At 71.1% G+C, this 22,237-nt stretch carries 20 protein-coding genes; 11 read left to right on the top strand and 9 right to left on the bottom strand.

Features of this window, described 5'->3' with window-relative positions:
• Positions 1-279: 279 nt before the first annotated feature.
• Entirely contained in the window at positions 280-1,170 is an 891-nt protein-coding gene (locus tag AC3IYI_RS22360; RefSeq protein WP_489405448.1) for a Fic family protein, read from the bottom strand.
• A gap of 109 nt (positions 1,171-1,279) precedes the next feature.
• On the opposite strand from AC3IYI_RS22360, the gene AC3IYI_RS22355 reads away from it, so the two are divergent.
• Complete coding sequence (locus tag AC3IYI_RS22355; RefSeq protein ID WP_489405447.1) at positions 1,280-2,290, top strand: ATP-binding protein; 1,011 nt, start codon at positions 1,280-1,282, stop codon at positions 2,288-2,290.
• Here the strand turns inward: AC3IYI_RS22355 and AC3IYI_RS22350 are convergent.
• On the bottom strand, positions 2,244-3,593 hold the full coding sequence (locus tag AC3IYI_RS22350; RefSeq protein WP_489405446.1) for a polysaccharide deacetylase family protein: 1,350 nt from the start codon (positions 3,591-3,593) through the stop codon (positions 2,244-2,246). The two genes, AC3IYI_RS22355 and AC3IYI_RS22350, sit on opposite strands and share 47 nt — an antisense overlap.
• 235 nt (positions 3,594-3,828) lie before the next feature.
• On the opposite strand from AC3IYI_RS22350, the gene AC3IYI_RS22345 reads away from it, so the two are divergent.
• The 6 genes from AC3IYI_RS22345 to AC3IYI_RS22320 all read left to right on the top strand — a co-directional run bounded on the left by AC3IYI_RS22345 (position 3,829) and on the right by AC3IYI_RS22320 (position 11,916).
• Positions 3,829-6,255, top strand: coding sequence for a SulP family inorganic anion transporter (locus AC3IYI_RS22345; RefSeq protein ID WP_489405445.1), 2,427 nt, complete (start codon positions 3,829-3,831; stop codon positions 6,253-6,255).
• Between the two features lie 253 nt (positions 6,256-6,508).
• Positions 6,509-8,464, top strand: coding sequence for an acetate--CoA ligase (acs, locus tag AC3IYI_RS22340; protein ID WP_489405444.1), 1,956 nt, complete (start codon positions 6,509-6,511; stop codon positions 8,462-8,464).
• Between the two features lie 238 nt (positions 8,465-8,702).
• Positions 8,703-10,148 carry a Na+/H+ antiporter NhaA gene (gene nhaA, locus AC3IYI_RS22335; RefSeq protein WP_489405443.1) on the top strand — a complete coding sequence of 482 codons (1,446 nt, stop codon included), beginning with the start codon at positions 8,703-8,705 and terminating at the stop codon, positions 10,146-10,148.
• 53 nt (positions 10,149-10,201) lie between these two features.
• Positions 10,202-10,660, top strand: coding sequence for a phage holin family protein (locus AC3IYI_RS22330; RefSeq protein ID WP_489405442.1), 459 nt, complete (start codon positions 10,202-10,204; stop codon positions 10,658-10,660).
• Positions 10,657-11,634, top strand: coding sequence for an alpha/beta fold hydrolase (locus tag AC3IYI_RS22325; RefSeq protein WP_489405441.1), 978 nt, complete (start codon positions 10,657-10,659; stop codon positions 11,632-11,634). Before AC3IYI_RS22330 ends, AC3IYI_RS22325 begins: the two co-directional genes overlap by 4 nt.
• 105 nt (positions 11,635-11,739) lie before the next feature.
• The gene (locus AC3IYI_RS22320; RefSeq protein ID WP_469704509.1) at positions 11,740-11,916 is read left to right on the top strand and encodes a hypothetical protein; all 177 of its coding nucleotides are present in this window, start codon (positions 11,740-11,742) and stop codon (positions 11,914-11,916) included.
• A gap of 85 nt (positions 11,917-12,001) precedes the next feature.
• On the opposite strand, the gene AC3IYI_RS22315 is transcribed toward AC3IYI_RS22320, so the two are convergent.
• From AC3IYI_RS22315 to nth, 3 genes are all read right to left on the bottom strand, one after another.
• Entirely contained in the window at positions 12,002-13,204 is a 1,203-nt protein-coding gene (locus AC3IYI_RS22315; protein WP_489411616.1) for a MarP family serine protease, read from the bottom strand.
• Positions 13,205-13,217: 13 nt separating this feature from the next.
• Entirely contained in the window at positions 13,218-13,970 is a 753-nt protein-coding gene (locus AC3IYI_RS22310; protein ID WP_489405440.1) for an NUDIX hydrolase, read from the bottom strand.
• Positions 13,971-14,108: 138 nt separating this feature from the next.
• On the bottom strand, positions 14,109-14,918 hold the full coding sequence (gene nth, locus AC3IYI_RS22305) for an endonuclease III (protein WP_489405439.1): 810 nt from the start codon (positions 14,916-14,918) through the stop codon (positions 14,109-14,111).
• Between the two features lie 397 nt (positions 14,919-15,315).
• On the opposite strand from nth, the gene AC3IYI_RS22300 reads away from it, so the two are divergent.
• Positions 15,316-15,990 (top strand): Crp/Fnr family transcriptional regulator, encoded by a 675-nt coding sequence (locus AC3IYI_RS22300; protein WP_003981529.1) that lies wholly within the window; start codon positions 15,316-15,318, stop codon positions 15,988-15,990.
• Between the two features lie 177 nt (positions 15,991-16,167).
• Positions 16,168-16,977: a nucleotidyltransferase domain-containing protein gene (locus AC3IYI_RS22295; RefSeq protein ID WP_489405438.1), complete on the top strand. Its 810-nt coding sequence runs from the start codon at positions 16,168-16,170 to the stop codon at positions 16,975-16,977.
• Positions 16,978-17,011: 34 nt separating this feature from the next.
• Here AC3IYI_RS22295 and AC3IYI_RS22290 read toward each other — a convergent pair whose 3' ends face one another.
• The 4 genes from AC3IYI_RS22290 to sp36 form a co-directional block, all read right to left on the bottom strand.
• Positions 17,012-17,857 (bottom strand): MBL fold metallo-hydrolase, encoded by an 846-nt coding sequence (locus tag AC3IYI_RS22290; protein ID WP_489405437.1) that lies wholly within the window; start codon positions 17,855-17,857, stop codon positions 17,012-17,014.
• On the bottom strand, positions 17,854-18,795 hold the full coding sequence (locus AC3IYI_RS22285) for an NUDIX hydrolase (protein WP_489405436.1): 942 nt from the start codon (positions 18,793-18,795) through the stop codon (positions 17,854-17,856). The genes AC3IYI_RS22290 and AC3IYI_RS22285 overlap by 4 nt, the downstream gene beginning before the upstream one ends.
• Before the next feature lie 364 nt (positions 18,796-19,159).
• On the bottom strand, positions 19,160-19,633 hold the full coding sequence (locus AC3IYI_RS22280; protein ID WP_489405435.1) for a RidA family protein: 474 nt from the start codon (positions 19,631-19,633) through the stop codon (positions 19,160-19,162).
• Complete coding sequence (sp36, locus tag AC3IYI_RS22275; protein ID WP_112447450.1) at positions 19,630-19,794, bottom strand: Sp36 family protein; 165 nt, start codon at positions 19,792-19,794, stop codon at positions 19,630-19,632. Before sp36 ends, AC3IYI_RS22280 begins: the two co-directional genes overlap by 4 nt.
• A 76-nt stretch (positions 19,795-19,870) precedes the next feature.
• Here sp36 and bagA point away from each other — a divergent pair, with 76 nt between their 5' ends.
• Both bagA and bagB read left to right on the top strand, forming a co-directional pair.
• Entirely contained in the window at positions 19,871-20,851 is a 981-nt protein-coding gene (bagA, locus tag AC3IYI_RS22270) for an ATPase BagA (RefSeq protein WP_489405434.1), read from the top strand.
• Positions 20,852-20,889: 38 nt separating this feature from the next.
• On the top strand, positions 20,890-22,218 hold the full coding sequence (bagB, locus tag AC3IYI_RS22265; RefSeq protein WP_489405433.1) for an ATPase BagB: 1,329 nt from the start codon (positions 20,890-20,892) through the stop codon (positions 22,216-22,218).
• Positions 22,219-22,237 lie beyond the last annotated feature (19 nt).

The raw sequence follows: 22,237 nt of genomic DNA, 5'->3' as shown, positions 1-22,237 counted from the left end.
CCCGCGAGACCAAAGAACATCCGAGAGGATCATCTTTAAGAACGCAGTAAGGCCCACGGACCGAAGCATGAACGCCGAGCACCCACGCGACGTCGACCCGTCGATTACGGGCCAGCCGCACCAGGTTACGGGCAAAGTTCCCGACCTGATGGGCAATCATCGAGGACGCTTGGTAACTGGGCGTAAGTGCCAGCGGCGACACCAGAGCAGTACGGTGTCGCCGCAACCCATGTCCGGGCCCGTCAGCCGGGCCCGTCAGCCAGGCCCCTCAGGCCCCCGTCAGGCCGCGCCACGCTGGAGCGCCTCGCAGACCGCCGTCGACTCGCGGGCCCCCAGCTCGATGGCACGCGCGCAGTGCGCGATCCAGGCCGACATCCCCTCCGCCGTCCCGGAGACGTAGCCCTTGAAGGCCTCCACGTAAGCCTCCCGACCCTGTTCCGCGTGGCCGACCTCCGCCGGACAGATCGCCTTCGGGTCCAGCCCGCTGTTGATCAGTACGATCCGCTCCGCCGTCCGCGCCACCAGGCCGTTGTACGAGCCGAACGGACGCAGCGCGAGCAGCTCGCCGTGCACCACCGCCGCCGTGATCAGCGCCGGAGCGGAACCGCCCGCAATGATCAGGCCAGAGAGCCCGTCCAGCCGGCCCGCCACCTCCTGCGCGTCCGGCAGGGGCAGATCGATCAGCGGCTCGTCCACCGGCTCCCCGGCCAGCCGAGGCCGGCCGACCACGTCGCCGTCGGCCGTGGAGCCCGAGGCCACCAGGTGGAGCCGCGCCAGGACCCGTAGCGGCGACTGGCGCCAGATGCTCAGCAGCTGGCCCGCCTCCGCCGTCAGACGCAGGGCGGCACCCACCGTGCGCGCCTGGGGCTCCGAGCCGAAATCGGTCCGGCGGCGGACCTCCTCCAGCGCCCAGTCCGCCCCGGACAGCGCCGCGCTCCCGCGGGCCCCGCGCAGCGCGGCCTCCGAGGTGATCTCCCCGGCGCGGCGGCGCATGACGCGGTGGCCGTAGACCCGGTCCACGGCCTTGCGGACGGAATCCACGGACTCGGCGACGCCCGGCAGGCCTGCCAGCGGGGCGAGCGGGTCGGCGGCGGCTCCGGACGAGGCCGAGGCGGAGGCCGAAGCGGCGGAAGAAGCGGAAGAGGCGGCGGAAGCAGAGGCGCTACTCATAAGTAAGGAGCCTACGCACTGCTCCCCCATAGCACCGACCCCTCCTTGGAGTGGTCTTCTTCACTCAGGCATACAACACAAAGCCACCGACCCACTACCCTTGGTGAACATGAAGATCGCTTTCGTGGGGAAGGGCGGCAGCGGCAAGACCACGCTGTCCTCCCTTTTCATCCGCCACCTCGCCTCCAATGAAGCCCGTGTCGTCGCGGTGGACGCCGACATCAACCAGCACCTGGGCACCGCGCTCGGGCTCAGCGAGGACGACGCGGCCTCGCTTCCCGCACTGGGCGCGCACCTGCCCCTCATCAAGGACTACCTGCGGGGCTCCAACCCGCGCATCGCCTCCGCCGACACGATGATCAAGACCACTCCGCCCGGCGCCGGCTCCCGGCTGCTGCGGGTCGACGAGGACAACCCCGTCTACGACGCCTGCGCGCGCACCCTCACCCTCGACGGCGAGCCCGTCCGGCTGATGGCGACGGGGCCGTTCACCGAGTCCGACCTGGGCGTGGCTTGCTACCACTCCAAGGTCGGCGCGGTCGAGCTCTGCCTCAACCACCTCGCCGACGGCCCGGACGAGTACGTCGTCGTCGACATGACGGCCGGTTCGGACTCCTTCGCCTCCGGCATGTTCACCCGCTTCGACGTGACCTTCCTGGTCGCCGAACCGACCCGCAAGGGCATCTCCGTCTACCGCCAGTACAAGGAGTACGCGCGGGACTTCGGGATCACGCTGAAGGTCGTCGGCAACAAGGTGCAGGGTCCGGACGACATCGAGTTCCTCCAGGACGCGGCCGGTGAGGACCTGCTGGTCACCGTCGGGCAGTCGGACTGGGTGCGGGCGATGGAGAAGGGCCGTCCGGCCGCCTTCGAGCTGCTGGAGGCCACCAACCGGTTGGCCCTGCAGGCGCTCCAGGACGCCGCGGACGACTCCTACGCGCACCGCGACTGGGAGCGGTACACCGAGCAGATGGTCCACTTCCACCTGCGCAACGCGGAGAGCTGGGGCAACGCGAAGACCGGGGTCGACCTGGCGGATCAGGTCGACCCCGGTTTCGTCCTACGGGAGCTGCTCACTCCTCGTTCTGACTCGCTCCTGCCGGCTCCTCAGCCGGCTTGACCCCGGCGGGGGCGGCCGGCTTGGCCGGCGGCCCCGCCGTCAGGAAGGTCTTCCAGCCCGCCTTCGGCGCCTCGCCGACGTCGAGGGTGCGCATCCACTCCAGGGCCTTCGGGTCCTGGGCGTCCAGCCAGTCCACCAGCTCGCGGAAGGGCACGCAGCGGACTTCCTTCTGCGTGCACATGGTCTTGATGGAGTCCTCGACCGCACGCATGTAGGTGCCGCCGTTCCAGGATTCGAAGTGGTTGCCGATGATCAGCGGCGCGCGGTTGCCCTGGTAGGTCCGCTCGAAGGCCTTGACCAGGCCGTCGCGCATCTGCTCGCCCCAGTACGCGTGCTGGGAGGGATCGCCCTGCGTGGTCGTACCGGACTGGTTGACCAGGTAGTTGTAGTCCATGCTCAGCGTTTCGAAGGCGCGGCCCGGCATGGGGACCAGCTGGAGCGGGATGTCCCAGAGGCCGTCGGTCTTCTTCGGCCAGATCTGTTTGCTGATGCCGCTGGAGTCGTAGCGGAAGCCGCCCATCTCCTTCGCCGCCAGCATGAAGTTCTTCTGGCCTTCGAGGCAGGGGGTGCGGGCCCCGATCATCTCCTTGTCGTAGTCGAACGGGAGCGCCTCCATGCCCTTGAGGGCCGGTGAGTTCGTCTTCCAGTTCTTGACGAACGACTTCGCCTGGTTGATCTCGCTCTTCCACTCCTCGACGGACCAGGTCCCGACGCCGCCCTCGGGTCCGCAGAAGTGGCCGTTGAAGTGGGTGCCGATCTCGTTGCCCTCCAGCCAGGCCTCGCGCACCTGGCGAGCGGTGTCCTTGATGCCCTGGGGGTCGCCGAAGCCGATGTCGGAGCGGCCCGGGGAGTGCTGGGGCGCGGTGTAGAGGGAACGCCTCTCCTCCGGGAGCATGTACACGCCGCTGAGGAAGTACGTCATACGGGCGTTGTACTTCTTGCCCACCTCACGGAAATGCGAGAAGAGCCTCTGGCTGTCCTCTCCCGCCCCGTCCCACGAATAGACGACGAACTGCGGCGGCTTTTCGCCGGGCTTCAGCTTCTCCGCCTTCTGTACGTTCGGCTGCAGGCCCGTGTACGAGGTCGAGCCGTCCCCGATGAGGCGCTTGACGCTGCCCGGAGCCGGGCCTTCCGGCGCGGCCGCGCCCTTCTTGGCCGCCTGGGCCCCGGGGGCCGGACGGCCGGCGGGCTCCGAGGTGCTGCACCCGGCCACTGCCAGGACCAGCGCCGTGGCGACCAGACCGCCGCCGATCCCCTTCGACGCAGCCTTCCTCGTGGCGCCCCTCTTCGTGGTGGCAGTCATCCGCCGCACCTCTTCCCTCGCAGTTCCGTCTCAGGACTTCCGCGCCGCAACGTCCCATGAGGTCCGCTTTAAGGAAGGTGTGACAAGCCGGACTAAATGCCTATTCACTCGTGCGCGCTAATTCCTAGGCCATTTGCCCGTATTACCTACCACTGGCCTTTACTCTCCATTACCGTTCGTTTACCGAGTGTTGAGAATCCCGCCGCTTCACCCCTCCCCCGAGGAGACGGGACCTATGACAAGCACCCCCACCACCACCTCCCCTCCGCCCGTCGCGAGAGACCTCCCCACCGACCTGTCCGCCGACCTCTCCGCCTCCATCGCCGTCTTCCTGATCGCCCTGCCGCTCTCCCTCGGCATCGCCCTGGCCACCGGAGCCCCGCTCCAGGCCGGGCTCGTCGCCGCGGCAGTCGGCGGGATCGTGGCCGGACGCCTCGGCGGAGCACCCCTCCAGGTGAGCGGCCCCGCGGCCGGACTCACCGTCGTCACCGCCGAGTTGATCCAGCACTACGGCTGGCGCACCACCTGCGCCATCACGGTGCTCGCGGGCTGCTGCCAGCTCGGCCTCGCCGCACTGCGGACCGCCCGGTCCGCGCTGATGGTCAGCCCGGCCATCGTCCACGGCATGCTCGCTGGCATCGGCGTGACGATCGCCCTGGCGCAACTGCACATCGTGCTCGGCGGCACCCCGCAGAGCTCCGCCCTGGCCAATGTCCAGGGACTGCCCGCCCAGTTGGCCGACCTGCACCCCGTCGCGCTCGGCATCAGCGTGCTCACGCTGGTCGTACTGCTCGGCTGGCCCCGGCTGCCCGGCCGGGTCGGTCAGGCCCTGCGCAAGGTGCCGGCCGCACTCGCCGCCGTCGCCACCGCGACGGCCTTCGCGGCCCTCGCCGGGCTCTCCCTGCCCCGCGTGGACCTGCCGTCCTGGCGCAGCCACGCACTGCCCGAGCTGCCCGAGGGTCCGGTGCTCGGCATCATCGCCGCGGTGCTGACCATCACCCTGGTCGGCAGTGTGGAGTCGCTGCTCTCGGCGGTGGCCACCGACAAGCTGATCGCCGCCGAGCGGACCACGCGCAAGCGCCCCGCCCGGGCGGACCTCAACCGCGAACTGCGCGGCCAGGGCGCGGCGAACATCGTCTCGGGCGCGCTGGGCGGACTGCCCGTCACGGGCGTGGCGGTCCGCAGCGTGGCCAACGTCAAGTCCGGTGCGGTGAGCCGGAGGTCGGCCATGCTGCACGGCTTCTGGGTCCTGCTCGCCGCCGGACTGCTCGTGCCGGTCCTCGACCTGATCCCGCTCGCCGCGCTCGCCGCGCTGGTGATGGCGGTCGGCGTGCAGATGGTGAGCGCCACGCACCTGCGCACCGTCACCCGGCACCGCGAGTTCCTGGTCTACGCCACGACCATCGTGGCCGTGGTGCTCGGCGGAGTCCTGGAGGGCGTCGCCATCGGCATCGCGATGGCCGTCGCCCTGGCCCTGCACCGCCTGGCCCGGACCCGGATCACCGTCGAGCGGCTCGACAGCGGTGTCCATCAGGTGTGGGCGCGGGGGCAGTTGACCTTCCTCGCGGTACCGCGGCTGAGCCGGGTGCTGAACCAGATCCCGGGCAACGGGCACGCCGTCATCGAGCTGGACGGCTCGTTCATGGACCACGCCGCCTACGAGACCCTCCAGGACTGGCGGGACTCCCATCTGGCGCACGGGGGCTCACTGGAGGTCACCGGCCGGTCCGGGGCCAGGATCTCCGGATCCGAGCAGACGGAACAGCCGGGACAGCCGGTACGGGCCGAGTGGGCCCAGCTCGCGGAGCGGGCCCACCGGGGTGCGCAGCGCGGGGACCACCAATGCTGCCGGCCCTGGACGCCGTGGCAGAACCACTGCGACCACCGCGCCACGGGTTCCCGTACCGACCCGGAGGGCGCCGCGAGCACGGCCGCGCCCTCCGTGGCCCTTGCGCCCGCCGCACCGGTTGCGGCCCGCGGGCGCGGCGCCGGTCAACTGGCCAACGGGATCAGCGCCTTCCAGCGGGACACGGCTCCGCACGTCCGCGAGGAGCTGGCACGGCTGGCCCGGGAGGGGCAGCGGCCCTCGCAGCTCTTCCTCACCTGCGCGGACTCCCGCCTGGTGACCAGCATGATCACGGCCAGCGGCCCCGGGGACCTGTTCACGGTGCGCAACGTCGGCAATCTCGTCCCGCTCCCGGGGGCCGAGTCCACGGACGATTCGGTCGCGGCGGCCATCGAGTACGCCGTGGACGTCCTGAAGGTGGACAGCATCACCGTGTGCGGGCATTCGGGGTGCGGGGCCATGCAGGCGCTGCTCAGCTCCGCGCCCGGGGCGGCGATGACCCCGCTGCGGCGGTGGCTGCGGCACGGGCTGCCGAGCCTGGAGCGGATGGCCAGCCGCCATCACGCCTGGGCGCGGATCTCCGGAAGGCTGCCGGCGGACGCCGTGGAGCAGCTGTGCCTGACCAATGTGGTGCAGCAGCTGGAGCATCTGAGGGCGCACGAATCGGTGGCCCGGCGGCTCGCCGAGGGCACCTTGGAGCTGCACGGGATGTACTTCCACGTCGGCGAGGCGCAGGCGTACCTGTTGTCGGAGGGGGAGGACTTCTTCGACTGCCGGGTCTTCGACACCGTCGGCGCGGGCGCGCTGCGCGGCTGAACGGCCGGACGCTCAAACGGGTAGAACCCGTTTGAGCGGGAGCTTTGAACCGATACCCTCCCGTATCCGTGCCACTCGGTGGCCCCTTCCCGCACCCTGCGGCGGGAGGGGGCCACTCGTGCGTGGGCCCGGCCGGGTAATAGGTCTACACCAATTCCCGGCAACCTCTTGTCACCTGGGCCATTGACTGATGAGCTATGCCCGGGGATACAACCGGGGACACAACGGACACCCTGGGAAAGGGAGATGCGTCGTGAGCAATGAAAGCCTGGCCAATCTGCTCAAGGAGGAGCGGCGGTTCGCACCGCCCGCCGATCTGGCCGCCGCCGCCAATGTGACTCAGGCTGCGTACGCACAGGCCGACGCGGACCGGCTGGGCTTCTGGGCCGAGCAGGCGCGGCGGCTGAGCTGGGACACCGAGCCCACCGAAACGCTCGACTGGAGCAACCCGCCCTTCGCGAAGTGGTTCGCGGACGGCAAGCTGAACGTCGCGTACAACTGCGTGGACCGCCACGTCGAGGCCGGCAACGGCGACCGCGTGGCCATCCACTTCGAGGGCGAGCCCGGCGACAGTCGCTCGATCACCTACGCCGAGCTCAAGGACGAGGTCTCCAAGGCCGCGAACGCCCTGACCGAGCTGGGCGTAGCAGCTGGCGACCGGGTCGCCGTCTACCTGCCGATGATTCCGGAGGCGGTCGTCGCGATGCTGGCGTGCGCCCGCGTCGGCGCCGCGCACTCCGTGGTCTTCGGCGGTTTCTCCGCCGACGCCGTCGCCTCCCGCATCCAGGACGCCGACGCGAAGCTGGTCATCACCTCCGACGGCGGCTACCGCCGGGGCAAGCCCTCCGCCCTGAAGCCCGCCATCGATGAGGCCGTCGCCAAGTGCCCGCAGGTCGAGCACGTCCTCGTGGTGCGCCGCACCGGCCAGGACACCGCCTTCACCGAGGGCCGCGACGTCTGGTGGCACGAGATCGTCGAGCGGCAGAGCGCCGAGCACGCGCCGCAGGCCTTCGACGCGGAGCACCCGCTCTTCATCCTGTACACCTCGGGGACCACGGGTAAGCCCAAGGGCATCCTGCACACCTCCGGCGGCTACCTCACGCAGGCCTCGTACACCCACCACGCGGTGTTCGACCTGAAGCCGGAGAGCGACGTCTACTGGTGCACCGCCGACATCGGCTGGGTGACCGGGCACTCCTACATCGTCTACGGGCCGCTCGCCAACGGCGCCACCCAGGTGATGTACGAGGGCACGCCGGACACCCCGCACCAGGGCCGGTTCTGGGAGGTCGTGCAGAAGTACGGCGTCACCATCCTCTACACCGCGCCGACCGCGATCCGTACGTTCATGAAGTGGGGCGACGACATCCCCGCGAAGTTCGACCTGTCGAGCCTGCGCGTCCTGGGCTCGGTCGGCGAGCCGATCAACCCCGAGGCCTGGATCTGGTACCGCAAGCACATCGGCGGCGACCGCTGCCCGATCGTGGACACGTGGTGGCAGACCGAGACCGGCGCGATGATGATCTCCCCGCTGCCCGGCGTCACCGAGACCAAGCCCGGTTCGGCGCAGCGCGCGCTGCCCGGAATCGCCGCCACCGTCGTGGACGACGAGGCGAACGAGGTCCCGAACGGCGGAGGCGGCTACCTGGTCCTCACCGAGCCGTGGCCGTCGATGCTGCGCACCATCTGGGGCGACGACCAGCGCTACATCGACACGTACTGGTCGCGCTTCGAGGGCAAGTACTTCGCGGGCGACGGCGCCAAGAAGGACGAGGACGGCGACATCTGGCTGCTCGGCCGGGTGGACGACGTGATGCTGGTGTCCGGCCACAACATCTCGACCACCGAGGTGGAGTCGGCGCTCGTCTCGCACCCCTCGGTGGCCGAGGCGGCGGTCGTCGGCGCTAACGACGAGACCACCGGCCAGGCCATCGTGGCCTTCGTCATCCTGCGCGGCAGCGCCTCCGAGACGGACACGCTGGTCGGTGAGCTGCGCAACCACGTCGGTGCCACGCTCGGCCCGATCGCCAAGCCGAAGCGGATCCTGCCGGTGCAGGAGCTGCCGAAGACCCGCTCGGGCAAGATCATGCGCCGCCTGCTGCGCGACGTGGCCGAGAACCGCGCGGTCGGTGACGTCACCACGCTCGCGGACTCCTCGGTCATGGACCTGATCCAGAGCAAGCTGCCGGCAGCGGGCAGCGAGGACTGAGGTCCCCGTACGGCACGCCGGGACACCAAGCGACACCAGGCGACACGAAGCGAAAGGGGCATCCGGCGCGCCGCGCCGGATGCCCCTTTCGCACATAAAGTGACGATCACCGGATACGCCCATGCGTACACCCTGTAAAATGTTGAGCAGCTAAAGAAATACTCCACAGGGTGCGCCGGGAAGTCTGGTCGGCAACGTGCTTCGCCATGCCGTCCAACCCACCCCGGAGGTGCCCCCCGTGGCCGCGCCCACCCCCACCGACAACCAGAGCCGCAAGCTCCTCGGCCGCCTCTCGCTGCCCGAGCGCCGCTTCGTGGCCGACGCCCTGCGCGCCGAGACGGTCGGCGGCGTCCTCCTCCTCGTGGCCGCGATCGCCGCCCTCATCTGGGCGAACGTGCCCGCCATCGCGGCGAGCTACGACAGCGTCCGGTCCTTCCACATCGGGCCCGCCTCCCTCGGCCTGGACCTGTCGCTCCAGCACTGGGCGGCCGACGGCCTGCTCGCCATCTTCTTCTTCGTCGCCGGCATCGAGCTCAAGCGCGAGCTCGTCGCGGGCGACCTGCGCGACGCCAAGGCGGCCGCGCTCCCGGTGATCGCCGCGATCTGCGGCATGGCCGTGCCCGCGCTGGTCTACGTACTGACCAACGTGCTCGGCAACGGCTCGACGGACGGCTGGGCGGTCCCGACCGCCACCGACATCGCCTTCGCGCTCGCCGTCCTCGCCGTCATCGGCACCTCGCTGCCGTCAGCCCTGCGCGCGTTCCTGCTGACCCTGGCGGTCGTCGACGACCTGTTCGCCATCATGATCATCGCGGTGTTCTTCACCAGCGAGATCAACTTCCTGGCGCTCGGCGGCGCCGTCGCCGGCCTGGTCCTCTTCTGGTTCCTGCTCCGGGTGAACGTGCGCGGCTGGTACGTCTACGTCCCGCTCGCCCTGGTCATCTGGGGCCTGATGTACAACAGCGGCGTCCACGCCACCATCGCCGGTGTCGCCATGGGCCTGATGCTGCGCTGCCACCGCAAGGAGGGCGAGCAGCACTCCCCCGGCGAGCACATCGAGCACATGGTCCGGCCCGTCTCCGCCGGTCTGGCCGTCCCGCTCTTCGCCCTGTTCTCGGCCGGCGTCTCCCTCTCCGACGAGTCCATCGGACAGGTCTTCACCCGGCCGGAGCCCCTCGGCGTGGTGCTCGGCCTCGTCGTCGGCAAGACGCTCGGCATCTTCGGCGGCACCTGGCTCGCCGCCCGCTTCACCAAGGCGGAGCTCAACGACGACCTCGCCTGGCCGGACGTGTTCGCCGTCGCCTCGCTCGCCGGAATCGGCTTCACCGTCTCGCTGCTGATCGGGGAACTGGCCTTCACGGACGACCCCGTCCTCACCGACGAGATCAAGGCCGCCGTCCTGATCGGCTCGCTCATCGCCGCGGTCGTCGCGTGCGTCCTGCTGAAGATGCGCAACCGGAAGTACAGGGCGCTGATCGAGGACGAGGAGCGCGACGACGACCTCGACGGCATCCCCGACATCTACGAACAGGACAAGCCGGACTACCACCTGCGGATGGCGAAGATCTACGAGGCCAGGGCGGCCGAGCACCTGCGCAGGGCCGAAGAGGTCGCGGCCGGTGCGCGGGAAGCAGCGGCCGAAGCTCCGGGCGGGTCCAGCGCCGACGGCGGCCGTCCGGCATGATCTGACCTGACGACAGGACAGCCGTCGCAGTCGGACGACAGAGGGAGAGAGCGATGAGCGCAGTGGACCAAGGGGCCCCAGGAGCCGAGCGCACACTCGGCCAGCTGGTCGCCTCGGCCACCGCCGAGATGTCCGCCCTGGTGCACGACGAGATCGCCCTCGCCAAGGTGGAGATCAAGCAGGACGTCAAGCGTGCGGGCATCGGCAGCGGCGCCGCCATCGTGGCGGGCGTGCTCCTCCTCTTCTCGCTGCCGATGCTGAGCTTCGCCGCGGCGTACGGCATTCACAACCTCGGGCTCGGGCTGGCCTGGTCCTTCCTGATCGTCGGTGTGGCGTTCTGGCTGCTCGCGGGCGTGATCGGGCTGATCGCCATGGCGAAGTTCAAGAAGATCAAGCCGCCGGTGAATACCATCGCCTCGATCAAGGAGACGGCGGCCCTCGTCGGCACCGTCAAGCCCCACGCCCGGTCGGTCAGTGACAACGCCGTGGGTGTGGCACGCTCGTCCTCATGACAGCCCCCTCGTCGGATTCCGGCACGTCCGGCACGTCCGGTACGCCCCCCACCGCCGCCTCGGCGGTCCGGATCGCCATCCCCGGCGGGCGAGAAGTGACGCACCGGGACGTCGCGGCCAACGGGGCGCGGTTCCACGTCGCCGAGTTGGGTGACGGACCGCTGGTGCTGCTCCTGCACGGGTTCCCGCAGTTCTGGTGGACGTGGCGGCATCAGATGACCGCGCTGGCCGACGCGGGCTACCGGGCGGTCGCGATGGACCTGCGCGGCGTGGGCGGCAGCGACCGCACCCCGCGCGGCTACGACCCTGCCAACCTGGCGCTCGACATCACCGGGGTCGTACGGTCCCTCGGCGAGCCCGACGCCGCCCTCGTTGGGCACGACCTGGGCGGCTACCTCGCCTGGACGGCGGCGGTGATGCGGCCGAAGCTGGTGCGTCGGCTGGTGGTGTCCTCGATGCCGCACCCGCGCCGCTGGCGCTCCGCGATGCTGTCCGACTTCGGGCAGACCCGTGCCAGCTCGCACATCTGGGGCTTCCAGCGGCCGTTCGTGCCCGAGCGTCAGCTCGTCGCCGACGACGGGGCGCTCGTCGGCGACCTGATCCGGGACTGGTCGGGCCCGCGGCTTCCTGAGGAGAACGACATCGCGGTCTACCGGCGCGCGATGTGCATCCCCTCCACCGCGCACTGCTCGGTCGAGCCGTACCGCTGGATGATGCGGTCGATGGCCCGGCCCGACGGCCTGCAGTTCAACCGGCGCATGAAGCGGCCGGTGCGGGTGCCGACACTGCACCTGCACGGCTCGCTCGATCCGGTGATGCGGACGCGGAGTGCGGCGGGGTCCGGACAGTACGTCGAAGCCCCGTACCGCTGGCGGCTCTTCGACGGACTCGGGCACTTCCCGCACGAGGAGGACCCGGCGGCGTTCTCGGCCGAGCTGGTCAACTGGCTGAAGGATCCCGAGCCGGACCGCTGAGCCGGACTGTCGCTTATATGACAAGCATTCAATTGCCTGGCGCATAGGCCAATTGGCCGCCCCGAACGCGATTACCGACCTTGGGCCCCGGGCACAGCTCGGAGTATGGGCTGGACGCACGACTACGGTGACACCGCACACGAACGCCGCTCGACGGTCACGCCGGGCACGCACAGGGGGCAGGGCCGCGAAGGCCACGACGACCCCCGACTCGGGATTCCGCGCATCCTGCGCCGGCGGGCCCGCTGGGTCTCCGCCCGGCTCAGGCACCAGCGCACGTAGGCGGGGGCCCGGCAGGGGTTCCCAGGTCCGGCAGAGCCACGGGGCTCGGGAGTGCTACGGGAGCCCCTCAAGGCCCCCGTAGCCCTCAGAGGGCGCAGCCCTGGCTGTCGGCCCGTCGGTTCGCCGTCTCCCCGATCCTGATGTCCTCGCGGATCTCGTCCGTGGTCAGGGCGTAACCGGTGTTGGGGTCGTCGAGGGACTTCGCGAAGACGACCCCGTACACCTTGCCCTCGGGCGTCAGCAGCGGGCCGCCGGAGTTGCCCTGGCGGACCGTCGCGAACAGGGAGTAGACGTCCCGTCGCACGGTTCCGCGGTGGTAGATGTCCGGGCCGTTGGCGTTGATCCGGCCGCGGACGCGCGCCGCGCGGACGTCGTACGCGCCGTTCTCCGGGAAGCCCGCGACGATGGCGTCGCTGCCGCTCGCCGCGTCCTTGTCGGTGAACTCCAGCGCCGGCGCCTTCAGCTTGGGCACGTCCAGGACGGCGATGTCGCGCTCCCAGTCGTAGAGCACGACCTTGCCGTCGTAGAGCTTGCCCTCGCCGCCGACCTGCACGGTCGGTTCGCCGACCCCGCCGACCACGTGCGCGTTGGTCATCACCTTGCCCGGCGCGAAGACGAAGCCGGTGCCCTCCAGCACCTTGCTGCACGCGGGCGCCGTACCGACGACCTTCACGATCGACTGCTTGGCGTACTCGGCCACGGGGCTGCGCGCGAGCAGCGGGTCCGGCGGCTTGACCTCGGTGATCGGCTCGTTGGAGAACGGGCTGAAGACCTGCGGGAAGCCGTTGCGGGCCAGGGTGGAGCTGAAGTCCGAGAACCAGGTGTTCGCCTGCGCCGGGAGCACCCGGGAGACGCCGAGGAGCACCTTGGAGTTGCGCACTTCCTTGCCCAGCGTGGGAAGTGACGTACCGGCGAGCGCGGACCCGATCAGCCAGGCCACCAGCAGCATCGCGACCACGTTCACCAGGGCGCCGCCCGTCGCGTCGAGCGCGCGGGCCGGGGACCATGTGATGTGGCGCCGGAGCTTGTTGCCCAGGTGGGTGGTCAACGCCTGGCCGATCGAGGCACAGATGATGATCACGACCACGGCGATGACGACGACCGTGGTGGACACCTGGGTGCCGTTGTCGGTGACCCGGTCCCAGATCAGGGGCAGCAGGGACACGGCGACGAGACCACCGCCGAGGAAGCCGATCACCGACAGGATGCCGACGACGAACCCCTGGCGGTAGCCGACGATCGCGAACCATACGGCGGCGAGCAGCAACAGGATGTCCAGCACGTTCACAGGGCTCACCGTCTCATGCGCGCCAGTCGAGCGGGACTTCCCGGGACCGGTCCCAGGGGCGCTCCCAGCCGGCGAAGTGCAGGATCCGGTCGATCACGCCGGCGGTGAAACCCCAGACCAGAGCCGACTCGACGGTGAAGGCCGGGCCCTGGAAGCCGCCGGGGTGAACGACGGTGACCCTGTGTGCGGGATCCGTGAGATCGGCCACGGGCACCGTGAAGACGCGGGCCGTCTCGGCCGGGTCGACCACGCCGACCGGGCTGGGGGCACGCCACCAGCCGAGCACCGGGGTCACGACGAACTCGCTGACCGGGATGTAGAGCGGCGGCAGCACCCCGAAGAGCTGGACCCCGGCGGGATCCAGACCGGTCTCCTCCTCGGCCTCGCGCAACGCGGCGCGCAGCGGGCCGGTGGTCTGCGGGTCGCCGTCCTCCGCGTCGAGGGCGCCGCCGGGGAAGGAGGGCTGGCCGGGGTGCGAGCGCAGGGTCCCGGCGCGCTCCATCAGCAGCAGTTCGGGGCCTCGGGGGCCCTCGCCGAAGAGGATCAGTACGGCGGACTGGCGGCCGCGGCCGTCCTCCGGCGGCAGGAACCGGCTGAGCTGGGTGGGCCGGACCGTCCGGGCCGCCTCGACGACGGGGTCCAGCCAGTCGGGCAGGCCCTGGGTGTGCAGCTCGATGCTTCCGCGCCGGCCGCGCTGCGTGTCGTACGGGGCCTCGTGCGCGGCGGTGCCCGCCCGGCGGTTCTGCGTGGCCTTTGTCATAGGCACCCCTGTCCGTGCTTCTGCGTTTCCCCACACCGCCAAACGCGGTTCGGGTAGCGATTCGTTCCTTGCAGGTGCGGGTCCGTTGCCGGGGGCCGGCCCCCGGACCCCCGCTCCTCAAACGCCGGAGGGGCTGGATTTGGCTCAGGCGTCGGCGGGGCCGGATTTGGCGGGCGCCGGGAGGCCCGGGTAGTCCGGGGGTGGGCTCAGGCGCTGGCCGGGCTGGCCGCCCTTCTCGTACTTCAGGAGCTTCGCCGCCTTCTCCGGATCGGTCTCGCCCTCCCCGTAGGCCGGGCAGAGCGGTGCGATCGGGCAAGCCCCGCAGGCGGGCTTGCGGGAATGGCAGATCCGGCGGCCGTGGAAGACGACGCGGTGCGAGAGCATCGTCCACTCGCTCTTCGGGAAGATCGCGCAGATCTCCGCCTCGACCTTCTCGGGGTCCTCCTGCTCGGTCCACTTCCAGCGCCGCACCAGCCGGCCGAAGTGGGTGTCGACCGTGATCCCGGGGACGCCGAAGGCGTTGCCGAGGACCACGTTCGCCGTCTTGCGGCCCACCCCGGGGAGCGTCACCAGGTCCTCGATCCGGCCCGGCACCTCACCGCCGAAGTTGTCGCGCAGCGCCTGCGAGAGGCCGAGCAGGGACTTGGCCTTCGCCCGGAAGAACCCGGTCGGCCGGATGATCTCCTCCAGCGCCTCCGGATCGGCTCCGGCCATGTCCTCGGGGGTCGGGTACGCGGCGAAGAGGGCCGGGGTCGTCTGGTTCACGCGCAGGTCCGTGGTCTGCGCGGACAGGACGGTGGCGACCAGCAGCTCGAAGGGGTTGCGGAAGTCGAGCTCCGGGTGCGCGTACGGGTAGACCTCCGCCAGCTCGCGGTTGATCCTGCGCGCCCGCCGCACCATCGCCAGATGGCTCTCCGGCTTCGCCCCGGCCTTCTTGACCTTGCTCTCTGCCATCCCCGAAGGCTACGCCGCACAGCCCTCCGCCCGTGGCCGGACGTGACCTCCGCCCGACCGGGGTTTCTTGGCCGAAGTTTTGCCCTGAAGTGGGGGTGACTGCTCCGGGAGGGCTCCCACCAGGTCGTGTTCGCCCACGGCTGAATTCACTGTGTCCGTCACTCCCCCGGACCCCTTGGCCTGTGCCCTCACCGGCCTGTTGGACGCCCTGCAGGTCCGGGACACGGCGGCGATGACCGCCCCGGACCTCAGGTAACACCACCCCGATCGGCCTCTCGCCGCACAGCACACCCGTACGTCCGGCATCCTTGTGATGAACGTGATTGATCGCACTGTTTGAGCCGTCCGGCAAAATGGGGGAGCGATCCCCCGGCTGGTCGACATAGGAGAGAGACTCGTGGACGACGTACTGCGGCGTGCCCCGCTCTTCGCGGCGCTCGATGACGAGCAGGCCGCGGAGCTCCGCGCCTCCATGGGCGAGGTGACCCTCGCACGTGGTGACGCCCTGTTCCACGAGGGCGACCCCGGTGACCGGCTCTACGTCGTCACCGAGGGCAAGGTGAAGCTTCACCGCACCTCCCCCGACGGCCGCGAGAACATGCTGGCCGTCCTCGGCCCCGGAGAGCTGATCGGCGAGCTGTCGCTGTTCGACCCGGGCCCGCGCACCGCTACCGCCACCGCGCTGACCGAGGTCAAGCTGCTGGGTCTGGGTCACGGAGACCTCCAGCCCTGGCTGAACGCCCGGCCCGAGGTGGCGACCGCGCTGCTGCGTGCCGTCGCGCGGCGCCTGCGCAAGACCAACGACCAGATGTCCGACCTGGTCTTCTCCGACGTTCCGGGCCGGGTGGCCCGTGCGCTCCTCGACCTGTCGCGCCGCTTCGGCGTGCAGTCGGAGGAGGGCATCCACGTCGTGCACGACCTCACGCAGGAAGAGCTGGCCCAGCTCGTCGGCGCGTCGCGCGAGACCGTGAACAAGGCCCTGGCCGACTTCGCGGGACGCGGATGGCTCCGCCTTGAGGCTCGCGCGGTGATCCTGCTGGACGTGGAGCGGCTCGCGAAGCGGTCCCGCTGACCTTCGTAGTCTCCGTTGAGGGGTCCTGCCCAGTCGGGCGGGGCCCCTTTTCGTGCTCCTGCGGCGCCGTTCCGGGGGCTCCACCCCGCACCCCCGCGCCTCAAACTCCCCCAGACTCCGTCCGGGGGGACCCCCTGGCGGGGCTGATTTTGGCTGCGCAGGAGGCACAGTGGACCCATGGAGCACAGGGGTATCGACGCGTACGGGTACTTCGAGCGCGAAGGGTCGCTCGGGCAGGTGCAGGCAGAGTTCCGGGGGCTCGTCGCCGCCGCGCGGGAGCGGATCGGGGAGGCGTACGGGCAACGGCTGCACAGCGCCTACCTGTACGGGTCCGTGCCGCGCGGGACGGCCCGGCCCGGGCGGTCCGACCTCGACCTGCTGATCGCCCTGCACCACGCGCCCGGCGAGGAGGACCGCGACACCACCGAGGCACTGGCGCGCGGCCTCGACGAGGAGTTCGCGGAGATCGACGGGGTCGGGATCCTGCTGTACGGCAAGGACCGGCTGCTGAGCGAGCAGGAACGTTACGACCTGGGCTGGTTCCTCGCCTGCCTGTGCACCCCAATGCTCGGCGCGGACCTGGCCGAGCACCTGCCCCGCTACCGGCCGGACAGCCTGCTCGCCCGCGAGACCAACGGCGACCTCGCCGAGCTGCTGCCCAGGGTGCGCGAGCGGATCAGGGAGGCGGCCACGCCGGAGGAGTACCGCAACCTGTGCCGGGGCGTCTCGCGGCACCTCGTACGGACCGGGTTCACCCTCGTCATGCCGCGGTGGGGCGGCTGGACCAGCGACCTCACCGAGTCGGCGGAGGTGTTCGGGCAGTACTACCCCGAGCGCGCCGACCAGATGCGCGCCGCGGCCGCCGCCGCACTGGAACCGGTCGCGGACCCGGCCGTGCTGCGCGCCTACGTCGAGGACCTCGGGCCGTGGCTCGCGGACGAGTACACGGCCCGGCACGGGACGAAGACGCCCCGTCCGGCGGGCTAGGCCGTCTCTTTCGGAGCTTGCCGGTCAGGCCCGCTCACTCGGGGTTCCCGGGGATCAGGCCGTGCTCCGTCAGGTATTCCAGCTGCGCGCGTACGGACCATTCCGCGGCCGGCCACAGCGACCGGTCCACGTCCGCGTAGACGTGGGCGACGACCGCCTCGGGGGTGGTCAGGCCGTTCTCGACCGCCGTCTCGATCTGCGCGAGGCGGTGGGCCCGGTGGGCGAGGTAGAACTCCACCGCGCCCTGCGCGTCGTCCAGGACCGGCCCGTGCCCCGGGAGCACCGTGTGGACCCCGTCGTCGACCGTCAGCGAGCGCAGCCGGCGCAGGGAGTCCAGGTAGTCGCCCAGGCGCCCGTCGGGGTGCGCGACGACCGTCGTGCCCCGCCCCAGGATCGTGTCGCCGGTCAGGACCGCCCGGTCGGCCGGCAGGTGGAAGCAGAGCGAGTCCGCGGTGTGGCCGGGCGTCGGGACCACGCACAGTTCCAGACCGCCCGTGCGGATGACGTCCCCGGCGGCCAGGCCCTCGTCGCCCAGGCGCAGGGCCGGGTCCAGTGCGCGGACCTTCGTCCGGGTCAGCTCGGCGAAGCGTGCCGCGCCCTCGGCGTGGTCGGGGTGTCCGTGGGTGAGGAGGGTGAGGCCGACCCGCTTGCCCGCCTCCTCGGCGGCGGCGACGACCGCGCGCAGGTGTACGTCGTCCAGCGGGCCGGGGTCGATCACCACGGCCAGGTCGGAGCCGGGCTCGGAGACGAGCCAGGTGTTGGTGCCGTCGAGGGTCATCGGGGAGGCGTTCGACGCCAGGATGTTCACCGCGCGGGCGGTGGCGGGTCCGGAGGCGACCATTCCGCGGGGCTGGCCGGGCAGGGCGGCGGCATCGGTCATACGGGGGCCCCTCCGGGGTGCGCGGGGCCCGGGCCCGGGGTGCCGGGGGCCGTGAGGCGGACGCGCTTGGTGAACTCGTCATGGCCCGGCCAGCTGAGCACGAGCTCCCCGTCCGCGAGGGTGGCCCGGGCGAGGACCGGGGTCAGGTCCTGGGCGCCGGCCGCGGCGAGGGCCTCTGCGGGGCTCCCGTACGGCTCCAGGGAGCGCAGGGTGGTGATGGTGGGCGGCATCATCAGCAGCTCGCCCTTGTCGTAGCCGGCGGCGGCGTCGGCGGGGCGGATCCAGACCGTGCGGTCGGCCTCGGTGGAGGCGTTGCGGGTGCGCTGGCCTTCGGGGAGGGCCGCGACGAAGAACCAGGTGTCGTACCGGCGCGGCTCGAACTCCGGGGTGATCCAGCGGGCCCACGCGCCGAGCAGGTCGGAGCGCAGGACGAGGCCCCTGCGGTCGAGGAACTCGGCGAAGGACAGCTCACGCGCCACCAGGGCCGCGCGGGCGGCCTCCCAGTCGTCGCCGGTGGTGTCGCCGACGACGGTGTCCGCGGACTCGCCCGCGAGCAGGACCCCGGCCTCCTCGAAGGTCTCGCGGACGGCTCCGCAGACGATCGCCTGGGCGGTGGCGGGGTCGGTGCCCATCCGCTCGGCCCACTCGGCGCGGCTCGGGCCGGCCCAGCCGATGAGGTGGTCCTCGTCGCGGGGGTCCACGCCGCCGCCGGGGTACGCGTAGGCGCCTCCGGCGAAGGCCATCTCGGCGCGGCGGCGCAGCATGTGCACGGCGGGGCCGTCGGGGGTGTCGCGCAGCAGCATCACGGTGGCGGCGCGCCTGGGTTCCACCGGGGTGAGGGCGCCGTCCGCGAGGGCGCGGATCCGGTCGGGCCACTCCGGCGGGTACCACTGACCTCCGGCGGAGGTCTCTTGCTGACCGTACTGACCATTCGGCATGGCGGGATGCTACGGGCATCCGGGCCGATGTTCGAGGGGGGTCCTCGGGAACCCCGCTGCGCGGGGGCGCTGTCCGGCTGCGGATGTGCCGCTGCGCGGGGCGAAGTCCCCGCAGCAACCCTCGCCGCTGCGCGGGGCAGAAGTCCCCTACCCGCCCTTCGCCCATCCCCCAGACTCCGTCCGGGGGGACCCCCAGCCGGGCTCTGCCCGGACCCCGGTCCTCAAACGCCGGACGGGCTGAAAGCTCCTGGGGCTCCGCCCCAGACCCCGCTCCTCAAACGCCGGAGGGGCTGGAATTGCCCTACGGGCAAGATCCAGCCCCTCCGGGGCAGGCGTTTCAGCCCCGCCTGGGCGGAAGCCGAAGTCAGGCTCCCGGGACCAGTTCGACCTGGATCTCGATCTCGACCGGGGCGTCCAGCGGGAGGACCGCCACGCCGACCGCGCTGCGGGCGTGAACGCCCTTCTCGCCGAGGACGGCGCCCAGCAGCTCGCTCGCGCCGTTCAACACGCCCGGCTGGGCCGTGAAGTCGGGGGCGGAGGCGATGAAGCCCACCACCTTCACGACGCGCGCGATCTTGTCGAGGTCGCCGACGACGGACTTCACCGCGGCCAGCGCGTTCAGCGCGCAGGTCGCGGCCAGTTCCTTGGCCTGCTCGGCCGAGACCTCGGCGCCGACCTTGCCGGTGACCGGCAGGTTGCCCTTGACCATCGGGAGCTGACCCGCGGTGTACACGTAGGCACCCGACCGGACGGCCGGCTGGTACGTGGCCAGCGGCGGGACGACCTCGGGGAGGGTCAGGCCGAGTTCGGCCAGCTTCGCCTCGACGACTCCGCTCATGCCGCCTTCTCCCGCTTCAGGTAGGCCACGAGCTGCTCGGGGTTGTTCGGCCCGGGAACGACCTGGACGAGCTCCCAGCCGTCCTCGCCCCAGGTGTCCAGGATCTGCTTGGTGGCGTGGACCAGCAGCGGGACGGTCGCGTATTCGAACTTCTTGGTCATGGGAGCGAGCGTAGTGCCTGGCGTACGGGGCCCCGCCACCACCGCCGCCGCCCGGGAGGAATTAGGCTCGGGCCCTGTGAGCAGGCTCCAGGTAGTCAGCGGCAAGGGCGGCACCGGCAAGACCACGGTCGCCGCGGCACTCGCGCTCGCCCTCGCACGCGAGGGCAGGCGGACTCTTCTCGTGGAGGTCGAGGGCAGGCAGGGCCTCGCTCAGGTCTTCGGGGCGGAGGCACTCCCCTACGAGGACCGGAAGATCGCCGTCGCCTCGGGCGGCGGGGAGGTCTACGCGCTCGCCATCGACGCGGAGCGGGCGCTCCTCGACTACCTCCAGATGTTCTACAAGCTCGGCTCGGCCGGCCGCGCCCTCAAGAAGCTCGGCGCCATCGACTTCGCGACGACCATCGCGCCGGGGCTGCGGGACGTGCTCCTGACGGGCAAGGCGTGCGAAGCGGTCCGGCGCAAGGACAAGACCGGCCGGTTCGTCTACGACCACGTGATCATGGATGCCCCGCCGACCGGACGGATCACCCGCTTCCTCAACGTCAACGACGAGGTGGCGGGCCTGGCCCGGTTCGGGCCGATCCACAACCAGGCGCAGGCCGTCATGAAGGTGCTCAAGTCCCCCGAGACGGCCGTGCACCTGGTCACCCTGCTGGAGGAGATGCCCGTGCAGGAGACCGCCGACGGGATCGCCGAACTCCAGCGGGCGGGCCTGCCGGTGGGGCGGGTCGTCGTCAACATGGTCCGGCCGCACCACCTCGACGGGAACGCCCTGCGCGCCGCCTCCGGCGAGCACCGCTCCGGCGTCGCCGGGGCGCTGTCCCGGGCCGGCCTCGGCAGTGCCCGGCGCGGCGGGCTGGCCGAACGGCTGGTGGATCCGCTCCTCACGCAGGCCTCGGAGCACGCGAGCCGGGTGGAGCTGGAGCGCGCCCAGCGCACCGTACTGGCGGGGCTGCACGTGCCGACGTACGAACTCCCCATGCTCGGTGCGGGGATGGACCTGGCCGGGCTCTACGGGCTCGCCGCGGAGCTGCGGAAGCAGGTGGGCGAGGAATGAGCGAGGCCGGGACGAGGGAGGGGACGATGGAGTCGACGATGGACACTCCCCCGGGGCTGGACGTCGACCGGCTGCTGGACGATCCGCAGACCCGGATCATCGTGTGCTGCGGTGCGGGCGGGGTCGGCAAGACCACGACCGCCGCGGCGCTCGGGGTACGGGCGGCCGAACGCGGGCGCAAGGTGGTCGTCCTGACCATCGACCCGGCGCGCAGGCTGGCCCAGTCGATGGGGATCGACTCGCTCGACAACACCCCGCGCAGGGTGATGGGGGTGCCGGGCCCGCACGACACCGGCGGCGGCGAACTGCACGCCATGATGCTCGACATGAAGCGGACCTTCGACGAGATCGTCGAGGGCCACTCCGACCCCGAGCGCGCCGCGGCCATCCTCGCCAACCCCTTCTACCAGTCCCTGTCGGCCGGCTTCGCGGGCACGCAGGAGTACATGGCGATGGAGAAGCTGGGTCAGCTGCGGGCCCGGGACGACTGGGACCTGATCGTGGTGGACACCCCGCCGAGCCGCTCCGCGCTGGACTTCCTGGACGCGCCGGGGCGTCTGGGGTCCTTCCTGGACGGGAAGTTCATCCGGGTGCTGATGGCTCCGGCGAAGGTGGGCGGCCGGGCGGGGATGAAGTTCCTCAATGTCGGCATGTCGATGATGACGGGCACGCTGAGCAAGCTGATGGGTGCCTCGCTGCTGAAGGACGTACAGACCTTCGTGGCCGCCATGGACACGATGTTCGGCGGCTTCCGCACCCGCGCGGACGCGACCTTCCAGCTCCTCCAGGCTCCCGGCACGGCGTTCCTCGTGGTCTCCGCGCCCGAACCGGACGCGCTGCGCGAGGCCGCGTACTTCGTCGAGCGGCTGGCGGCGGAACGGATGCCGCTGGCCGGGCTCGTACTGAACCGGGTGCACGGCAGCGGCGCCGAACAGCTCTCCGCGGAGCGGGCGTTGGCCGCTGCGGAGAATCTTGAAGAAGGCGGCATTGTGGATCAGCAGTCCGGGAAAGCTGGACTTCGTGACTCCACGGAGACCGACCCGGAGACCGGTCCGGGGACCGACACCGACACCGACGACCGCGCCGCGCGAGAGACCGGCACCGACACCGTAGACACCGGCGCGGACGCCCACGTGGACGCCGAAGTGGACGCCGACGTGGATGTGATCACGGCAGGACTGCTCCGCCTGCATGCGGAGCGCATGCAGATCATCGCGCGCGAACAGCGCACGCGTGACCGCTTCACCTCGCTGCACCCCGAAGTGGCGGTGGCCGAAGTGGCCGCCCTGCCCGGCGACGTACACGACCTCGCCGGGCTGCGGGCCATCGGAGAGCGACTCGCGGCCGGGGTTCCGGCCGGAGCGTAGGCGTTCCTACGACGTGGTG

Source organism: Streptomyces sp. GL_148, from assembly GCF_057834205.1.
The sequence above is the reverse complement of the archived record's forward strand: the minus strand, read 5'-3'. Positions and strand labels throughout refer to the sequence as shown.

Coding starts and splice junctions, on each gene's coding strand:
- AC3IYI_RS22360 (WP_489405448.1), bottom strand. CDS start 1,170: ATGAGTAGCGCCTCTGCTTCCGCCGCCTCTTCCGCTTCTTCCGCCGCT.
- AC3IYI_RS22355 (WP_489405447.1), top strand. CDS start 1,280: ATGAAGATCGCTTTCGTGGGGAAGGGCGGCAGCGGCAAGACCACGCTG.
- AC3IYI_RS22350 (WP_489405446.1), bottom strand. CDS start 3,593: ATGACTGCCACCACGAAGAGGGGCGCCACGAGGAAGGCTGCGTCGAAG.
- AC3IYI_RS22345 (WP_489405445.1), top strand. CDS start 3,829: ATGACAAGCACCCCCACCACCACCTCCCCTCCGCCCGTCGCGAGAGAC.
- AC3IYI_RS22330 (WP_489405442.1), top strand. CDS start 10,202: ATGAGCGCAGTGGACCAAGGGGCCCCAGGAGCCGAGCGCACACTCGGC.
- AC3IYI_RS22325 (WP_489405441.1), top strand. CDS start 10,657: ATGACAGCCCCCTCGTCGGATTCCGGCACGTCCGGCACGTCCGGTACG.
- AC3IYI_RS22320 (WP_469704509.1), top strand. CDS start 11,740: ATGGGCTGGACGCACGACTACGGTGACACCGCACACGAACGCCGCTCG.
- nth (WP_489405439.1), bottom strand. CDS start 14,918: ATGGCAGAGAGCAAGGTCAAGAAGGCCGGGGCGAAGCCGGAGAGCCAT.
- AC3IYI_RS22295 (WP_489405438.1), top strand. CDS start 16,168: ATGGAGCACAGGGGTATCGACGCGTACGGGTACTTCGAGCGCGAAGGG.
- AC3IYI_RS22290 (WP_489405437.1), bottom strand. CDS start 17,857: ATGACCGATGCCGCCGCCCTGCCCGGCCAGCCCCGCGGAATGGTCGCC.
- AC3IYI_RS22285 (WP_489405436.1), bottom strand. CDS start 18,795: ATGCCGAATGGTCAGTACGGTCAGCAAGAGACCTCCGCCGGAGGTCAG.
- AC3IYI_RS22280 (WP_489405435.1), bottom strand. CDS start 19,633: ATGAGCGGAGTCGTCGAGGCGAAGCTGGCCGAACTCGGCCTGACCCTC.
- sp36 (WP_112447450.1), bottom strand. CDS start 19,794: ATGACCAAGAAGTTCGAATACGCGACCGTCCCGCTGCTGGTCCACGCC.
- bagB (WP_489405433.1), top strand. CDS start 20,890: ATGGACACTCCCCCGGGGCTGGACGTCGACCGGCTGCTGGACGATCCG.